The following is a 17273-nucleotide window of genomic DNA, read 5'->3' as shown; positions in this document are numbered from 1 at the left end:
AGAAATATGAAAAAATTACTACAAACTGAAGCTATTAAATATTTGATTTTTGGTGTTCTTGCTACTGTGGTTTACATGCTAACACGAGAAATCATTTTTTACCTAACCCAAGAACCAATTTTATCAGCCATTGTGGCCAATATCACGGCAGTGCTTTTTGCTTTTGTCACCAATGACCTTTTTGTTTTTAATCAAGCACATCAAGGTCGTCTTAATCGCTTTGGTAAATTCCTTGGGGCTCGCCTAGCCACCTTAATCCTTGATTTATTCTTGGCTTGGTTCTTTGTGACTGCTTTTCCACAGATTATTGGGCAATTTGTCAACGATAGCATTCTTTGGGTTAACCGAATTGAAACACTATTTTCTCAAGTCTTTATTATTGTTTTGAATTACTTCTTGAGTAAATTCTTTATCTTCAAAAATAAAAAACAAACAGAAAATCTCCACTAAACCAGTGGAGATTTTTCTTAATGAAGCAAACTTTAATTTTCGTCCTGCCGAGATTGGATGAGAGCTTTCACGTCTCCTCGACGAGCCTCGAGTTTGCCTTGAGAAAGTTTTTGTGTGGTGGCATTAAGAACAGCTCCTAAAATCAACACACGGGCTAAAACCATAAACCAAACCATGATCACAAGTGCAACAACAGAACCAAAAACCTTAAAATCACTCAACCTGTCCAACTGCTTACTCACATAAAAACCAATCATGTTATTTAAAAAAAGTAGAACAAAGCTAGTCAAAAAAGTTCCTGGTAAAATATAGCGTAATTTTTTAATCTTGACATTGGGAAGAATAAAATACAAAGAGGCGATTCCCAGCCAAACCAAGATGGCAAGCAATGGCTTGGTCAAGGTTAAGGCTAAATCAGCTAAATCTCCCAAAGGATAATGACGATTGATGACTTGTAAAATGGCTTCTGAAAATGTCGTTAACATCAAGGCGAAAGTCAAAAGAAAGAGAATCAATAAACTGGTTAAAATACCAATCAAATGGCTGATGAAAAAATCTCGATTATCTGCTGCTTCATAAACCTTATTGACTGCTTTTTGGAGAGAACTCAGACTTTTCGTCATGGTCCAAAAACCTGTCAAACTCGCCAAACCTAAAATACTACCTGCAGGTTTGGAAAATATATCCACAACCAAACCCTTGGTCATTTGATAAATTTGCTCTGGAAGATTTTCCTCCATCAAGACCAATAAATCAGTTAGATTGATTGGTAGGTAGGAAAAAATGTTGGCTACGATAATCAACAGTGGAAAGACGGTCAGCATAAGATAATAGGCAACTGCCACACTAGACAGCTCCATTTCGGCACTTTGATAATTGGCTATAAAAACCTGTAAAGGCTGCCAAGAAAGGTAGCCTTTAATTTTATTCAATACTGTTTTCATCGATAGTCTAGTAGGTTTTTTCTTGACCCTGACTGGTTAAAATTTTTGGACCATCTTTAGTAATGACAAATTGATGTTCATATTGACAAGATAAGCCACCATCTAAGGTCTTATGAGCCCAACCCGTTTTCAAATCTGTATCAATTTCCCAAGTCCCTGTGTTAATCATAGGTTCAATGGTTAAAACCATGCCTTCACGCAAACGTAAACCACGACCTGCTACACCATAATGGGGAACTAAGGGATCTTCATGCATGGTTGGGCCAACGCCATGACCAACCAAATCGCGGACAACACCATAGCCACGACTTTCAGCATAGTCTTGAATGGCTGCACCAATATCTCCCAAACGGTTACCAACCTGTGCTTGTTCAATCCCTCGATACAGGCATTCACGCGTCACTTCCATCAAGTCTTTTACCTGTTCAGAGACTTGACCTACTGCATAAGCCCAACAAGAATCTGCCAAGCCACCTGTATAAGACTGGGTATGTTGTTTCATCAAGGCAACATTATCAAAATCAAGTTTAGAAACATCTAAAACGCTCTTGTCCAAAGGCTCACTCAAGACCATGTCCACCTTGAGCAAATCTCCCTCTTTTAAGATATAGTGACGTGGAAAGGCATGTGCCACTTCATCGTTTAGACCACAACAAGTGGCATAAGGGTAGTCCATCAGACTTCCTTCTACTCCAATTTGCAAAGGTAGAACATTTTCTTCCTTACAACGTTTACGAACAAATTCTTCAATAGCCCACATATCCAAGCCTGGTTTGATGAGCTGACGCAAGGCGATATGAATGCCTGTCAAAACCTTGCTGGCACGTTCCATAGCTTCAATTTCACGAGCTGATTTAATGGTAATCATCTAAAATAAACTCCTCTAAGTTACTTTACTGGTTATCATGGCTTTGGCAACTAATGTCTCATCAATAAAGATAGACAATTCAATGATATCTTGCCTTGTTGCCATACTAAGATGAGGCTGAATGAAAAGTTTGCTGCCTTGTTTCATCTCTTCTAACCAGTATATCATCATTTGCTCAATAATGATATGTTTTTTTCCGGCATCTTCCATAATTTTCTCAGCTAAGTCATTAACCGCAAGCAGTAAAGTAGCTTTCGACCACTCTCTTACTGAGTCAAAAAGGGAAAAACCATCTTTTTCTTGCAACCATGGAAAGTCAACAACAGAATGAGAGGAAACGAAGGGCACTGAGCCAGTCCAGTCTAAACTATCCATCACTTGTTTTCTAGTAACCAAGCCTAACAACAACCCCTTATCATCAACGACAGGTAAAAAAGCGAAGTCTTCTGCCACCATTAACTGCCCAATACTAGCTAAACTATCTTCCAGTTCTACACAAACAGGGTATTTCGTCATTACTGTTTTTAAGAACGCTTCTTGAGGGGAGGCCATCACATCACGCAAGCTCACCACCCCAACCAAATTTCCCTCTTGGTTAACCACTGGAAATCGCACACGTTTAGTCGTCTTTTGCAACTGAAAATAATCAGTGATGCGGTCTGTTTCATGTAAATAGCCGTAAGTTTTCTTACTTTGATAAATATCAGCGACATGGCAAGTTTTCATGAGAAGATTTTGCTTAATAAAGGCTTGGTTAATCAAACTAGCTAGGGTAAATGTATCATGTGAACTAACCAAAAGGGGTAAACCCAAAGAATTGGATAGCGCTTTCATTTTTTCGGAAATAGAATAGCCCCCCGTTACTAAAAGGGCATTGCCACTCTCTAAGACCAAACTTTGAATGTCCTCACGATCACCAACAATGACTAAATTACCAGGTTTCAAATATTTATTTAACCCCTCAGTTGTCATGGCACCAATTAAAAACTGATTAAAACGTCCTGATAAACCTGCCTGACCAGCAACCACTTCCGCTCCTGTAATCGCCACCACATCTGCAAACCGTAATTGACTAGGGAAAAACTTGGCTTGACGATCAATTCTCACGGTGCCACTACGATGATGGGTCTCTACCAAACCACGATTTTCAGCCTCCTTAATGGCACGGTAAGCTGTGCCCTCACTCACTTGTAAACGATTGGCAATCCCTCTGACACTAATGCGTTTGCCTACTTCTAGCTGCGTCAAATAATCTAAAATCTCTTGATGCTTACTCATAATAGTAATCTCCCTTTGTCATGATAAAGAGCTTATAGGACTTGATTTGGCGGTTGTAACGATCACTCCCCTTGAATTGTTTCAGATAGCGAAAACCTGCCTTTTGAGCCACATGTTGACTGGCCACATTTTCAGCATGGGTGATGATGATCAATTCTGTCAGCAAAAATTCTTGAAAGGCAAGAAAAACCAAGGTTTTTAAGGCTTCGGTTGCATAACCTTGCCCCCAAACCTTTCTATCAATAAAATAGCCCACTTCTGCTCGTTTTTCTTCTGGATTGATTTTTTCTAAGCGGATTGAACCAAGTAACTGATTGTTTTGTTTGTCTTCAATCGCCCAAATCCCCAAAGGATGTCTCAAAAAATCATGCACCAAAAGGTAATCACTCTCTTTTTGTGTTAGGGGAGCAGGAAAAATAAACGGCAAAGGCTCTTTTTGACCACTAATAGCGAAAAAAGCCTGTGAATCTGCAAAGGTAAAGGGTCGTAAAATCAATCGTTGTGTTTCAATCAAAGAAAATTTAGCCAAAGATGTCCAGATATCCATGTTTTCATTATAACAAAAAAAGAGAATTTTGTGTCTTTTTTCACAACATTTTAAGCAAAAAAAAACTAGAACTTGTCTAGTTTTCATCTTATAACAATTGATCAATCAAATCTGTCACTTGATCTTGCTCAATTTGAGGTGTGATTTCCGTCACCTTAATTCCTGCCACAGCTCGAGCAACCAAGCCTTCTACGTCTAAACGTGCCTCATACTGCTCGACATTTTTCAGTTTGGGATTGGTTTTAGGACGATCTGGAGCAAAAATCGTACAACAATCTTCAAAGGGTTGAATCGAAATCTCAAACGTATCAATGGCTTGAGCCAACTCAATAATTTCCAATTTATCCATGGTGACCACTGGACGAATGACTGGGGTGTTGGTTACCGCATTGATGGCTTGCATGCTTTCCAAGGTTTGACTAGCAACCTGACCAAGACTTTCACCATTGATAATAACCATGCCTTGACGTGCTTCACGAATAGCATCAGTAATTCGCATCATAAAGCGACGAGTCAAGGTCATCAGATAGGCTTCTGGTGTTTTTTCCTTAATTTCTTCTTGAATTTCGGTAAACGGTACCTCGATAAACTGAATATTACCACCAAATTTAGTTAATTGACGTGTCAAATCTTGAGATTTTTTCAAGGCTCCTGGACTAGTATAAGGAGGGCTAGCAAAATGTACCGCTTCAATTGCTACACCACGTTTAAGAGCTAAATAGCCCGCTACCGGTGAATCGATGCCACCTGATAACATCAGCATGCCACGACCAGACGTCCCCACAGGAAGTCCCCCTGCCCCTTTAATTTCTTCGTGAGAAAGATAAGCTGCATCGTCACGAATTTCAACTTTAAGATTGACATCAGGAGTCTTCATCTGAGCTTGAATTTTTGGCAAAACTTCAAAAACTGCAGCTCCTAAAAGTTGATTAAGATCACGACTATCTAATTCAAAACTGTGATCACTTCGCTTGGTTGAAATCTTGAAGGTTAATCCCTCATGATACAGGTCCTGCATAATAGTTTGCACAGTTTTTTTCAAAACAACAAGGTCTTTTTCAACCTTATAAACCGGAGAGAAAGCTTGAATACCAAAAATTTTGGTTAAATCTTGAGCCACCAGTTGATAATCTGTTCCATTAAGATAGATGTGGGTCCGATCTCGTGTTGCCCTAATGCTAATATCAGGATAACAACTTAGGACATGTTGGATATTACGTCTTAATTGGTTAATAAAGCGCATACGGTTTTTACCCTTGGTGGATAATTCACCATAACGTACCATAATTTCAGCGTATTGCATTAGTTTCTTACCTTTCTTGTCTGCTGATAAATATCGCTAAAAGCTGTCAAAAACTGCTCAACTTCTTCTGTTGTCGTATCATAATCAAGGCTGATACGAATAGCAGTTTCTGCTTCTGATTGTGGAATCCCCATAGCAATCAGTGTTCCTGCTGGTTTACCCGCTTTTGAGGAACAAGCACTGGTTGTAGAAACATAAATTTCTCGTTCTTCAAAAGCATGAACCAAGACTTCTCCACGCAGTCCTTTCAAGCCAAAGGTCAAGATATGCGAGGCAAAATCTTTGATACCTGAAAAAATCTGAACATCTTCAAATGCTGCTAGGCGTTCTAACAGGTGATTTCGTAAACCAACAACCTTTTCAAAGTCTGTCAAACGGTTCATGGCTAGACGCAAGGCCTTGGCTGTCGCAGCAATACCTGCCACATTTTCAGTGGTTGAACGTTGATTGTTTTCTTGACCGCCACCAGTCAATAGCGGGGTTAATTTTTTACCTTTTTTCTGATATAAAAAGCCTACACCTCTGACCCCGTGGAACTTATGGCTAGAAAATGACGCAAAATCTACACGTTCTGTCAAAAAACTAGTCACTGGTAATTTTCCCAAGGCCTGAACCGCATCGACATGAAAAGCGATAGTCGGTCGATCAGCTAGTAGCTCACTAATCGCTTGAATCGGCTGAATACTACCAATTTCATTATTAACAGCCATGACGGACACGAGAATTGTATCTGGTCGGAGCATTTGCTCAAGGGCTTCTACCTTCACAAAACCTGTTCGATTAACAGGAATAAAATCAACTTCAAAGCCCTGTCCTATCAGCCACTTAGCTGACTCCTTAACAGCAGGATGTTCAATGTCTGATACCAAGATGTGCTTGCCGTATCTTGCCTTTTCAAAAGCCAAGCCCTTAATCGCCCAGTTATCACTCTCTGTACCACCAGAAGTGAAGATGATTTCCTCACTTGATTTGCCTAAAAGACTAGCCACCTGCTGACGGCTAGCTTCTAGTAATCTTGTTGCTTCTTCTCCCAAACGATGTAGGCTAGACGGATTGCCTATTAACTTTGACGCAACTTCATGATAGGTTGTCAGCACCTCTGGATCTGGGCTTGTTGTTGCTGCATTATCAAAATAAATCATAATTCACCTTTTTAATTTCAATACCTACCATTCTACCACAAGATAGACTGAGGCTCAACTTAGTTTATCTTGGATGACTTAGTCAATAATCCCAAATCATATTTCCAAGCCAGCACTCGCTTGACCGAGTCATCAATTCGTTTTTCTGTCAATTCTCCCTGTTCAATTTTTTCCAAAACATAGGGAATCTGACTTTGATAAGCCGAACTCATGATCATGTCATTACCTGCCAAAAGAGCTTGATAGGCTGCTTCTTCTTGACTGATAAAATCAGCCAGGCCTGCCATATCAAAATCATCGGTAATTACAACCCCATCAAAGCCTAAATCTCTCCTTAGTAGTTGATTGATTTTTGGTGAAATGGAAGCTGGTACCTCATCAATCTGAGTTAAGATATTATGGGTTACCAAAACACTGTCTGCCCCTGCCTTGATACCAGCAGCAAACACTGTCAAATCATAGGATTTAAGCTCTGCCAGACTGCGATTGTCCCAAATCATACTGGTATGGCTATCACCATTGTCCCCATAACCTGGAAAATGTTTCAGCATTGAACCAAACTTATCCTTTTTCATTTGCTCAACTAGTTGCCTGATATAAGTCCTTGTTTTCGACAAATCAGCCCCCAAGGTACGATAATAGATAAAGGAATCACTATATTGTGCAATATCTGCCACAGGATAAAAGCCTGTCATAATCCCAACTGACTTCAACAAGTTAGCCTTTTCTTGACTATCTTCTAAAACCATTGGTAGACCACCTTGTTGATAAAGGCTCATTGGAGATTGAAAGGGAGTATCCAAAATAGCAGAAATCCTAGTCACTGCCCCCCCTTCCTCATCAGACCCCACCAATAAGGGAATCTTACTTGCCTCTTGAAAACGATTGGTCAGAGCCTTGACTCCGTCCAAGTCCAACCCCTCATAATCACGAGCAAAAAGCATATAACCACCCAAACCATAAGTTTCCAAGTCTTCCAGGGCATTATAGACAGGCACTCGAGCAAAAAAGAGCTGACCAACCTTTTCTTCTAGGCTCATCTTTTTGAGCAAATGCTCGATTTCTTTTTCCTTTTGAGATTGCTGAGTGACATCTTGATTGGCTGATTTTTGAGGACTAGCACTGGGCAATACTGCCGCATAAACCAGCAGTAAAAAGGTAAACACAAGTGCCAAACCTATCCTAATATCAATTATTTTTTTCATCATTTCATTATATCAAAAAACTGTGTGACAACCCAGAAAAACAACCGATAACTTAGGCTTTTAATGGCATTTTTCATCAGAAAATCATATAATAACAGTAAGAAAAGGAGCTAATTATGACTACACAGTATTCACGAAAAGAAAAACAACGTCATGCTAAAACCATAGAGCCTACCAAGCATATCAAGACTGGCTTTACTGCCTTACAAAAAACGCTAGCTTTAATCGGTAGTGTCTTGAGTATCATCGTTGCTTCAATTACCATCAATAATGCCCTAAACGCCAATAAAACAAAACCTGAAACCGAACAGACCACAACTACTGTTATCCAATCTAATCCAGACAATACTGACTACAATAGTCAAGTTATCCCAAATAACAATCAAGCAACCACATCAACTGAAAATCTAGAAAATACCTCAGTATCAAGTGATATTTCTGAAACCGTACCTACATCAGCAGTTGAAACACTGCCAGCAGCTAGTCAGACAGAACCTAGTCTTAGTCAAGCAGACACCCCAGAGCAATAAAAGACTTACCATTTTTATTGGCAAGTCTTTTTTCTTATCTCATAGTGACAAATTCTTCAGAACCAGTTGGGTGAATCGCAACGGTCTGATCAAAATCAGCTTTGGTAGCTCCCATTTTAATCGCAACAGCAAAGCCTTGAATCATCTCATCAACTCCGTAGCCAATTCCATGCAGACCAATCACCCGTTCATTAGGACCTTGACAAATCAATTTCATCAAGCAAGCTTGACGATGATCCGTTACAGCCGTGTACATAGACGTAAAGCGAGAACGGTAAACCTTGATGTCGTCTTTTCCATATTTTTCAATGGCTGCTTCTTCTGATAAGCCAACCGAACCAATAGCTGGGTGGCTGAAAATAACCGTTGGCACATTGTCATAGTCCATTTTTTCATCTGGTTTATGGTTGAACAAACGCTCAGACAGACGGCGACCTGCCGCAACGGCAACTGGGGTCAATTCCAATTTACCGGTCACATCTCCTAGGGCATAAAGACCTGCGACTGCTGTATTTTCATAAGCATCAACCTGAATATAGCCTTTCTCATCAAGGACAAGACCTGTTTTATCCAAACCAAGATTGGCTGTATTAGGACCACGACCAATTGCCCAAATAACCGCATCCACCGTTTCTTTACGTCCATCAGCCAAATGAAGCGTCAAACTACCATCACTTGCTTTATCAACCTGCTTTGATTCAGCAAAAGTATGCAGAGTAGGCCCATCTTCAACCATTAAATCAACTAATTGAGCAACAATATCCTTATCAAATGAACGTAAGGGTCGATCTTGTCTGACAAAAAGATGAGTTTTACTGCCCAAGGCATGAAGGACACCAGCCACTTCAACGCCAATATAACCAGCCCCCACAACTGCCACACGTTTTGGTAATTGATCCAATTCAAAAAATCCATCGGAAGTCATCCCATACTCAGCACCTGGAATATCAGGCAGCAGAGCATGACCGCCTGTTGCAATCAAGATATGGGGCGCCGTATAAATTTTTTCACCAACCTGTACACGTTTAGCATCTACAAATTTGGCATAACCTTGCAGATAAGTCACACCATTGTGATTCAGACCATTTTCATAAGACTGATGAATCCGATCAATATAGGCTTGACGATTGGCTTTCAACTGCTTAAAATCAAAATCAATATTTTCCCCACTAAAACCATAAGAAGACGCATAACGGTATAATACATCTGCCACCTGTGCCCCATACCACATGACTTTTTTAGGGACACAGCCACGGTTTACACACGTTCCTCCCAAATCATTAGCTTCAATCAAAAGCACCTTAGCTCCGTACATGGCTGCACGATTAGCTGAAGCGATACCACCACTGCCAGCACCAATGACGATATAATCATAAGCTGTTTCCATTTCTTTCTCCTTATTTCTTTTTATTTTACCTTATCATAAAGACTATAAAATCTCAAAAATCTACTATGACTAAAAAGTTAGGACAAGCCTACTCAAATGCTCTCTTTAGAACACTAAAAATCAGGAAGGATAACTCCTCCCTGTTTTTTTATTTCACAAGATCATGAAGTGGTTTAAAAATGATACGCTCAATATCAGTCATGTAAACAGATAGACGTTGTTGGGCATCAAAATAAACTTTCAAAGTAGCATTTCCTTCAATTTTTTGTCCAAGAGCCTGCATGGTTTCTTGATCTTCTTGCGATGGCATTTGACCAGACTGTAATAAACCTTGCACACGATCTTGCACTTGAGTAAACTCATCCCAAAGAGCTTTTGCTTGACTATCTTTGGCAATTTCTTCCTTAGCTTTAGCGACATCTTGATATTCTGGCAAGCTACGGATACCACGTTCCAACTCATTGGCTAAATCATAAACATTAACTGACATATCGTCTCCTTTATTTTTTATTGATTAACTTGTATTGTAAATACTTTAAGATAATTACTAGAGGAATCAGCTGAATTGACCCTAAAATCAGCCGGTAGTTGCTGGAGAGCCAGATACTGATGGTTTACACCTACTAATCCCTTATCTAATTGTTTTCTAAATTGCTCAACTGACACATTACTGGCATTCGTTGATGCAATAATCAAGCCACCTTTGTTTAGTAAGGGCAAAGAATCGGCAATCAAGCGATAGTAATCTTTGGCGACTGAAAAGGTTCTTTTTTTGTTACGAGCAAAACTCGGTGGATCAAGCACAATCACATCAAAAGTCAAACCTTTTCGCTTGGCATAGCGAAAATAATCAAAGACATCCATAACAACAAACTGATGATGTTTAGTGTCCAAGTGATTGGCAACAAAATGAGCAATGGATAAATCACGAGAACGCTTGGCCAAATCAACTGACGTTGTGGAACTAGCACCGCCCATAGCTGCAGCTACTGAAAAAGCTGCTGTATAGGAAAACATGTTCAATAAGGTTTTGCCTGCTGCTAACCCATCTACCAGACTGCCTCTGACCTCATGCTGATCCAAAAAGATTCCTGTCATCAAGCCATCGTTCAGAAAAACTTGATAACGAACACCATTTTCTAACACATGAAAAACATCAGGTGCTTCCTGTCCATACAGGTGGGCAGACTCATAGTTCAAACCTTGAAATCGAATTTTTTCATAACCACCTAGTAAGTTAGGAAAAACTGCTCTAAAAGCCTCAACAACTACTGGAGCCAAGGTATAGACAAAATCATTATACCATGAAAACAAAGCATAGTCGCCATAACAATCAATGGTTAGACCACCAAATCCATCCCCATCTTGATTAAAAAGGCGATAGGCTGTTGTTAACTCTGACGCAAGGTAAGATTGGCGTTTGAGTTTTGCCTGTTCAAACAATTCCAAAAAATAAGCCTTATCCAGATTAACCACCTGTTTTGATAAGAACCAACCCACTCCCTTGTTTTGCTTGGCTAGATAAGCCGTTCCTAAGAATTGGTTTGCTGAATCACAAAGACTGACTAATCCTTCATCAGCAGAAAAACCAAGGAAATCTTGCTCCAACAAGAGTTGCTTGCCTTGTTTCAGTTTTTGAGCGGCCTGTTTACTTACCTGTAACGTTTTCATATTGTTATTATACATTTTTCCAAATCATCCTGCAACTTCAACACCTATCAAAAAAAGGTTAAATCGTTGATTTAACCTTTTCTTTTAGAAAGTAATTGTTTCCCGTGTTTTTTCATAAGATGAAACAAAACGATCGGTAACTCCTGGTTCAACCAGTTCCAAAGCATAAGAAATTTCTTCAAAGGCTTCTTGGTAGGCATAATCAACCTCAAACAATTTCAAGGCATGCTCAAAGCTATTTTGAACACTTGGTTCAAAGCTACGGTAGCGATTTGAATACTGCAACAACTGCTCAGTCAAGGTAGCCTGTTGGACTACTTGATAGGCTGTTTCTTCCAAATTAAACATGGCAGATTTGGCAACATCCAGTAAGCGACCAATGGTTTGAATATCCATTCTACCTCGGCTAAGCTCTTCCATCAAAGCTTCAAGCTGTGAACTAGTTGTAAAAAAGACACTTAGGAAATCTTGAGGGATACCTGGAAGATTACGTTTTTCCATATAACGTTTAATTGTATGCAATCTATTAACATACATATCAACGCCTTGACGCGCTTCTTTTTCTGTCTGCTCAATTTTTCTCAAATCCTCAAAAACCTCTAGTTGTTCTGCCTCAACATCAGACAAGGTTTTCATGCTGCGACTCAACAAGACTTGTAAATCGGAAAAAGGTAATTCCTGCTCTTCAAAATTATCCATTGTCGGTTTAATTGCCTCGTCAATCTTCGTCACATCCGTAGCAAAGTTACGAATTCTCGCACTATGATTGTCATTCAAAATGTATTTCCGAGATAAGCGAGCCAATTCTGTTTCTAATTTCTCGTTATTTCCTTTTACATGAGCTAGATAATCTGGAATAACCTTGATGTCCTTACTCACTTGCTTCTGTGCTTGAATTTCCTTTTCAAAGGTATCATAAAGACTATCAATCTTGGTTTGAATCTCCTCGTTTTCTGAACGAGCACGGTTCAAATCCAAGGTCACCAATTCAGATGCGTTACTCCTAATGGCTTCACGAATTTGACGGAACTGGCTTTCAATGTCTTTTTCAGCAAAATGATAATTTTCTTCCAAAAGACGACCATAACCATTTTCCAAATCATCTAACTGATCAAGGAAGTCATCTTCTAACTTAGCAACAATAGCTGGAATTTGTTCTGTAATTTGACCCAAAGCAATCGTGTGTTCTTCTGCTCGATCAAGAATGACTGAGGCTTCCAAAGGATCCCCTGATGAATTCAAGGTAACAAATTGTGAAAATTCTGCTTCAATATTGCTTAATTGCTTTTGGATTTCAGGCATGGTTGACCCAAAATTGTCTGAATTTTCCTTAATAGATTCTTGTAGATTTTCATATAAATCAAGAGCATGTGTCACACGCGCACTGTTTTTTTCTTCTTGTTCACAAAGAACAGTCAAACCATCACGAATGGCAGTGATGTCTTCTTCAACCAAATCTAGCTGACTCTCAATTCTTGTGATTTCATTTTTGGCTCGAATAAAGTTAAAACTATCATTAAACTTTTCAGCCTGAAGGGCGCTGGCATCCACTGTCGCCAAGGAATTTTCGGACAAATCTAACCATTTTTGTTCCCATTCCTTAAAATTAGCCTGACTTTGACCAACTAAATTTAACTGCTTGACCGCTTGTATTTCTTCATTGACTGGCAATGAAAAAAGGGTCTGTTTTCTTTCTTCTAATTTTGCAATCAGCGAGTCATTACGCTTTCGAATAATAACGCTAATTAGGTAAACAATAATGACAACTAGCACTATAGCTACCATTAGCAAAATGATTCCGCTAGACATTCCCTATCTCCTTAAATATTTGTTTTTCACTCATCAGACGACAATAAGCCCATTATAACACACTTGAGTCTGATTTTCAAAATAAGCCGAACTAGATATCCAAGGTACTATAAACCGCATTTTCTTCGATAAATTCACGACGTGGTTCAACCTTGTCCCCCATCAACATATCAAAAATGCGATCAGCCTCTGCTGCATCATCTACTGAAACTCTCGCCATCAAACGTCTTTCAGGATCCATCGTGGTTTCCCAAAGCTGATGATCGTCCATTTCTCCCAGACCTTTATAACGTTGAACAGTCGGTTTTGAACGGCCTTGACTATATTGGTCTAAAGCCTCTTTCAGATCTTGTTCTTGATTGGCACCAGGTTGAATATAGGCCTTAATCTCACTACCGACCTTCACTCCATAAATTGGTGGCTGGGCGATATACACATAACCTGCTTCCAAGATTGGTCGCATAAAACGATAAATCAAGGTCAACAATAAGGTACGAATATGGGCACCATCAACATCGGCATCGGTCATGATGACTAATTTTTGATAACGGGCCTTAGCCACATCAAAATCAGCACCAAAACCAGTTCCCATAGCAGTAAATAGACTTCTGATTTCCTCGTTAGCTAGAATTTTATCCATGGTAGCTTTTTCGACATTCAAAATCTTACCACGAATAGGCAAAATCGCTTGAAATTCACGATTACGGCCAGACTTGGCTGAGCCACCTGCCGAATCCCCCTCAACAATGAACAATTCGTTTTGACTTGGGTCATTTGATGAACAATCTGCCAATTTACCAGGTAGATTGGAAATTTCTAAACCAGATTTCTTTCGGGTCACTTCACGCGCGCGCTTAGCTGCAATCCGAGCTTTACTCGCTAAAATACCTTTTTCGACAATCTTTTTAGCAATTTGTGGATTTTCTAATAAAAAGCGACTAAAGGCATCACTAAACAAACGATTGGTAATCTTGACCACTTCTGAATTGCCTAGTTTCGTCTTGGTTTGCCCTTCAAACTGGGGATTTGGATGTTTGACAGAAATAACAGCCGTCAAACCTTCACGCACGTCCTCTCCTGTTAGATTATCGTCATTTTCTTTTAAAATCTTATTTTTTTTCGCGTAATCATTGATGACACGCGTCAGAGCCGTCCGAAAACCTTGTTCATGAGTTCCACCTTCATGGGTGTGAATGTTATTGGCAAAACTAATCACAGTTTCATGGTAACTGGTGGTGTATTGCATTGCCACTTCGACCGAAATTCCCTCTAGCTCACCATCTGTATAAATCGGAGATTCAAAAATAGTATCTTTATTGGAATTGATATAGTCAACATAGCTAACAATACCACCCTCATAGTGAAATGGTTTCACTTGTTCCTTACCGGAACGCTTATCTGCAATAGAAATCCTCAAACCACGATTAAGAAAGGCCAACTCTTGCACACGCTTAGCTAACTTATCAAAATCATATTCCGTTGTTTCTTTGAAAATCTCTGGATCTGGCGTAAAATGAACGGTTGTTCCTGTACGGTCTGTCTGACCAATCACAGCTAAATCAGCAACAACTTGCCCACGACGGTATTCCTGGAAATAAACCTTGCCATCCTTATAGACTTTAACATCTAGTTGGGTTGACAGGGCATTAACAACTGAAGAACCTACTCCATGCAGACCACCAGAAACCTTGTAACCACCACCACCAAATTTTCCTCCGGCATGCAAGACCGTAAAAACCGTTTCTACTGCAGGACGTCCTGTTTTTTCTTGAATATCGACAGGAATTCCACGGCCATCGTCAATTACAGTAATCGAATTATCGCTCTCGATAATTACTTCGATTTCACTAGCAAAACCTGCCAAGGCCTCATCGATCGAGTTGTCAACAATCTCCCAAACAAGATGGTGCAAACCCTCTTTAGACGTTGAGCCAATATACATTCCTGGGCGAACACGAACAGCCTCTAAGCCATCCAAGACCTGAATCTGACTGGCATCATATTCCTTGGCGAGATCTGCCATTTGTTTCTTTTCTTCTGTCATCTGAACAACCTTTTTTCCTGATAGTTTTACTGTTTATTATAGCATATTTTTCATAAAAATCATAGTGTTTACAATAAAAGTCACCATATAACCTCTCAAATAATCAAAAACTGACCAACTAAACAAGTGGTCAGTTTAAGGCTTAATTTCGTCTGAGTAATAGACGTAAGCTATTTAGTAATACAAGTAAGGTTGACCCTTCATGTAGTGTCACACTGGCCACCACTGAGAGATTACCAAAGAAAGTTAAGCTAATAAGTAGAAAGACAACGAGCATTGAAAAGACAATGTTTTGTAAAATAACGTTTTTTAAACGTTTCGATACTTGGTGGGCTTCCATCAGTTTCAACAAATCATTTTTCATCAAAACAACATCTGCTGTTTCAATCGCCACATCTGTCCCTTCTCCCATGGCAATCCCAATATCCGCCGTTACTAAGGCCGGTGCATCATTTACTCCGTCACCCAACATAGCCGTCAAACCATAGTTGGCTTGTTGAGTTTTGATAATCTCAGCCTTTTGCTCAGGCATGACATTAGCAGCGATGTCTGCGATCCCCAACTGACGTCCAATTGCTTCACCAGTCAGTTTAGCATCACCTGTAATCATTACCGTTCTCACGCCAGCTTTATTGAAATAATCAATGGCTGTCAAGGCACTTTCTTGAGGCACATCTTGAATTGCAATAAATCCAACGACTTGATTATCAATAGCCACCATAACAACCGTGCGTCCTTGACTCTCTTCTTCCTCTTTAACCGTCAACCAAGTTTGAGAAATTGTTTCAAATGAACTTGGCTTGGCAATGCGATAACGATGTCCTTGATAATCTGCGATAATCCCTTCTCCAAGACGAGTTTCAATCTCCAGACTTGGCACACCTACCACTAGATTAGGCATAAAATAATTCACAATAGCCGTCGCGAGAGGATGGTTGGATTGCTGCTCCATACCAACCAAGATAGCCTGTAATTCGTCATTACTCACCACATCTTGCTCAAAGCGATAGTCAACCACCTTTGGTTTTCCTTCTGTCAAAGTACCTGTTTTATCAAAAGCAATTGCTTTCAAGTCACTAAGGTTAGACAGATAAGCCCCACCCTTAAACAAGACCCCTTGACGTGCTAGATTAGAAATGCCTGCTAGGGTCGCTGGCACTGCAGAAACAGCCAAAGCACATGGCGACGCTGACACCATAAAGGTCAAACCGATTGAGAAAGTCTTAGCCAAGGTCCAGTTAAAGACTAGTGGCCCAACAAACATCAAGGCAAGAAACACCAAAAGAACAATATTCACATAAACTGGTTCAAAAGCTCGAATACGACTTGCCGTTGGAGATAGATTACTTTGAGAAGCCTCTACCAGTTGCAAAATACGAGAAAAGACCGTGTCTGAACTATCCTTGGTCACTTCCATGACAAAGGTGCTGTTACCATTTATGGTTGAACCAAATACCGTATCACCCACTGTTTTTTCACGTGGAATTGACTCACCATTGATAGTTGATTCATCAATGCTTGTCGTTCCTTCAATGATGACACCATCTGTTGGCACTTGACCACCATTCAACACCTGAACACGATCTCCGATTGCCAATTGATCCACCGGCACAACCTCCACATTACCATCACCAGATAGACGGCGGGCTTCAGTTGGATTTAATTGTAGCAGTTTAGTGATTTCACGTTGGCTGCGTCCTTCCACATATTCTTCAAGAAAATGAGCTCCCGCAAAGATAAAAATCAACAGTGCTGATTCGGTCGCTTCACCCAGTAAAACCGCTCCAATGGCTGCTAGGGTCATCAAAATATGTGTATTTGGAGTGAATTTTCCTTTTTCCTTAGTTTTTTGAATGGTATCTTCAATCCCCTCCCACATAACATGGTAGCCTGACACCAACATGGCAACTGTTGAGAAAATCGCCTTAACCGTATCACTAACAGGTAAGACTAAGCCTAGAATAAAAATGCCAATACCAACGAAAAACAAGACCATTGGCGATACTTTTAGCTTGCTATGGCTATGTTGGCAGTTCTTATTATGTTTTTTCTCACTCATAAAAATTCTCCTTTAATCGAATAGCTTGGAAAAGCT

At 39.9% G+C, this 17273-nt stretch carries 15 protein-coding genes; 2 read left to right on the top strand and 13 right to left on the bottom strand.

All coding sequences use genetic code 11. From position 1 onward, the window contains the following. Positions 1-6 precede the first annotated feature (6 nt). The gene (locus FRX51_RS00705; RefSeq protein ID WP_146459997.1) at positions 7-450 is read left to right on the top strand and encodes a GtrA family protein; all 444 of its coding nucleotides are present in this window, start codon (positions 7-9) and stop codon (positions 448-450) included. Positions 451-482: 32 nt separating this feature from the next. Here the strand turns inward: FRX51_RS00705 and FRX51_RS00700 are convergent, their stop codons facing one another. The 7 genes from FRX51_RS00700 to FRX51_RS00670 all read right to left on the bottom strand — a co-directional run bounded on the left by FRX51_RS00700 (position 483) and on the right by FRX51_RS00670 (position 7737). Beyond that, entirely contained in the window at positions 483-1394 is a 912-nt protein-coding gene (locus FRX51_RS00700) for a YihY/virulence factor BrkB family protein (RefSeq protein ID WP_146494964.1), read from the bottom strand. A gap of 7 nt (positions 1395-1401) precedes the next feature. Continuing rightward, positions 1402-2262, bottom strand: a complete 861-nt coding sequence (locus tag FRX51_RS00695) for a methionyl aminopeptidase (protein WP_146494962.1) — start codon at positions 2260-2262, stop codon at positions 1402-1404. A gap of 15 nt (positions 2263-2277) precedes the next feature. Next, positions 2278-3540, bottom strand: a complete 1263-nt coding sequence (locus tag FRX51_RS00690; RefSeq protein ID WP_146494960.1) for a DRTGG domain-containing protein — start codon at positions 3538-3540, stop codon at positions 2278-2280. Next, entirely contained in the window at positions 3533-4087 is a 555-nt protein-coding gene (locus FRX51_RS00685; protein WP_146494958.1) for a GNAT family N-acetyltransferase, read from the bottom strand. The genes FRX51_RS00690 and FRX51_RS00685 overlap by 8 nt, the downstream gene beginning before the upstream one ends. Positions 4088-4175: 88 nt before the next feature. Continuing rightward, positions 4176-5390: a tRNA uracil 4-sulfurtransferase ThiI gene (gene thiI, locus FRX51_RS00680; RefSeq protein ID WP_146494956.1), complete on the bottom strand. Its 1215-nt coding sequence runs from the start codon at positions 5388-5390 to the stop codon at positions 4176-4178. Further along, positions 5390-6532 (bottom strand): cysteine desulfurase family protein, encoded by a 1143-nt coding sequence (locus FRX51_RS00675; RefSeq protein WP_146494954.1) that lies wholly within the window; start codon positions 6530-6532, stop codon positions 5390-5392. The genes thiI and FRX51_RS00675 overlap by 1 nt, the downstream gene beginning before the upstream one ends. Before the next feature lie 59 nt (positions 6533-6591). After that, a complete protein-coding gene (locus tag FRX51_RS00670) occupies positions 6592-7737 on the bottom strand; it encodes a glycoside hydrolase family 3 protein (RefSeq protein ID WP_261379771.1) in 1146 nt (381 codons plus the stop codon). Between the two features lie 116 nt (positions 7738-7853). Between FRX51_RS00670 and FRX51_RS00665 the strand changes: the two genes are divergently transcribed. Continuing rightward, a complete protein-coding gene (locus FRX51_RS00665; RefSeq protein WP_146494952.1) occupies positions 7854-8267 on the top strand; it encodes a DUF6556 family protein in 414 nt (137 codons plus the stop codon). A gap of 34 nt (positions 8268-8301) precedes the next feature. Here the strand turns inward: FRX51_RS00665 and gorA are convergent, their stop codons facing one another. From gorA to FRX51_RS00635, 6 genes are all read right to left on the bottom strand, one after another. Then, positions 8302-9654 carry a glutathione-disulfide reductase gene (gene gorA / locus FRX51_RS00660; RefSeq protein WP_146494950.1) on the bottom strand — a complete coding sequence of 451 codons (1353 nt, stop codon included), beginning with the start codon at positions 9652-9654 and terminating at the stop codon, positions 8302-8304. A 148-nt stretch (positions 9655-9802) separates the two neighbouring features. Next, positions 9803-10144 (bottom strand): YlbF/YmcA family competence regulator, encoded by a 342-nt coding sequence (locus FRX51_RS00655; RefSeq protein WP_146459979.1) that lies wholly within the window; start codon positions 10142-10144, stop codon positions 9803-9805. Between the two features lie 17 nt (positions 10145-10161). Next, the gene (locus FRX51_RS00650) at positions 10162-11325 is read right to left on the bottom strand and encodes a class I SAM-dependent rRNA methyltransferase (protein WP_146495519.1); all 1164 of its coding nucleotides are present in this window, start codon (positions 11323-11325) and stop codon (positions 10162-10164) included. Positions 11326-11409: 84 nt separating this feature from the next. Continuing rightward, positions 11410-13134 carry a septation ring formation regulator EzrA gene (gene ezrA / locus FRX51_RS00645; protein ID WP_146494948.1) on the bottom strand — a complete coding sequence of 575 codons (1725 nt, stop codon included), beginning with the start codon at positions 13132-13134 and terminating at the stop codon, positions 11410-11412. A 91-nt stretch (positions 13135-13225) separates the two neighbouring features. Then, positions 13226-15178 (bottom strand): DNA topoisomerase (ATP-hydrolyzing) subunit B, encoded by a 1953-nt coding sequence (gyrB, locus tag FRX51_RS00640; RefSeq protein ID WP_146494946.1) that lies wholly within the window; start codon positions 15176-15178, stop codon positions 13226-13228. Between the two features lie 142 nt (positions 15179-15320). After that, on the bottom strand, positions 15321-17237 hold the full coding sequence (locus tag FRX51_RS00635) for a heavy metal translocating P-type ATPase (RefSeq protein WP_146494944.1): 1917 nt from the start codon (positions 17235-17237) through the stop codon (positions 15321-15323). Between the last annotated feature and the right edge of the window lie 36 nt (positions 17238-17273).

The organism is Streptococcus sp. sy010 (genome assembly GCF_007859175.1).
Classification (GTDB): Bacteria; Bacillota; Bacilli; order Lactobacillales; family Streptococcaceae; genus Streptococcus.
This window is presented reverse-complemented; position numbering and strand designations above follow the sequence as displayed.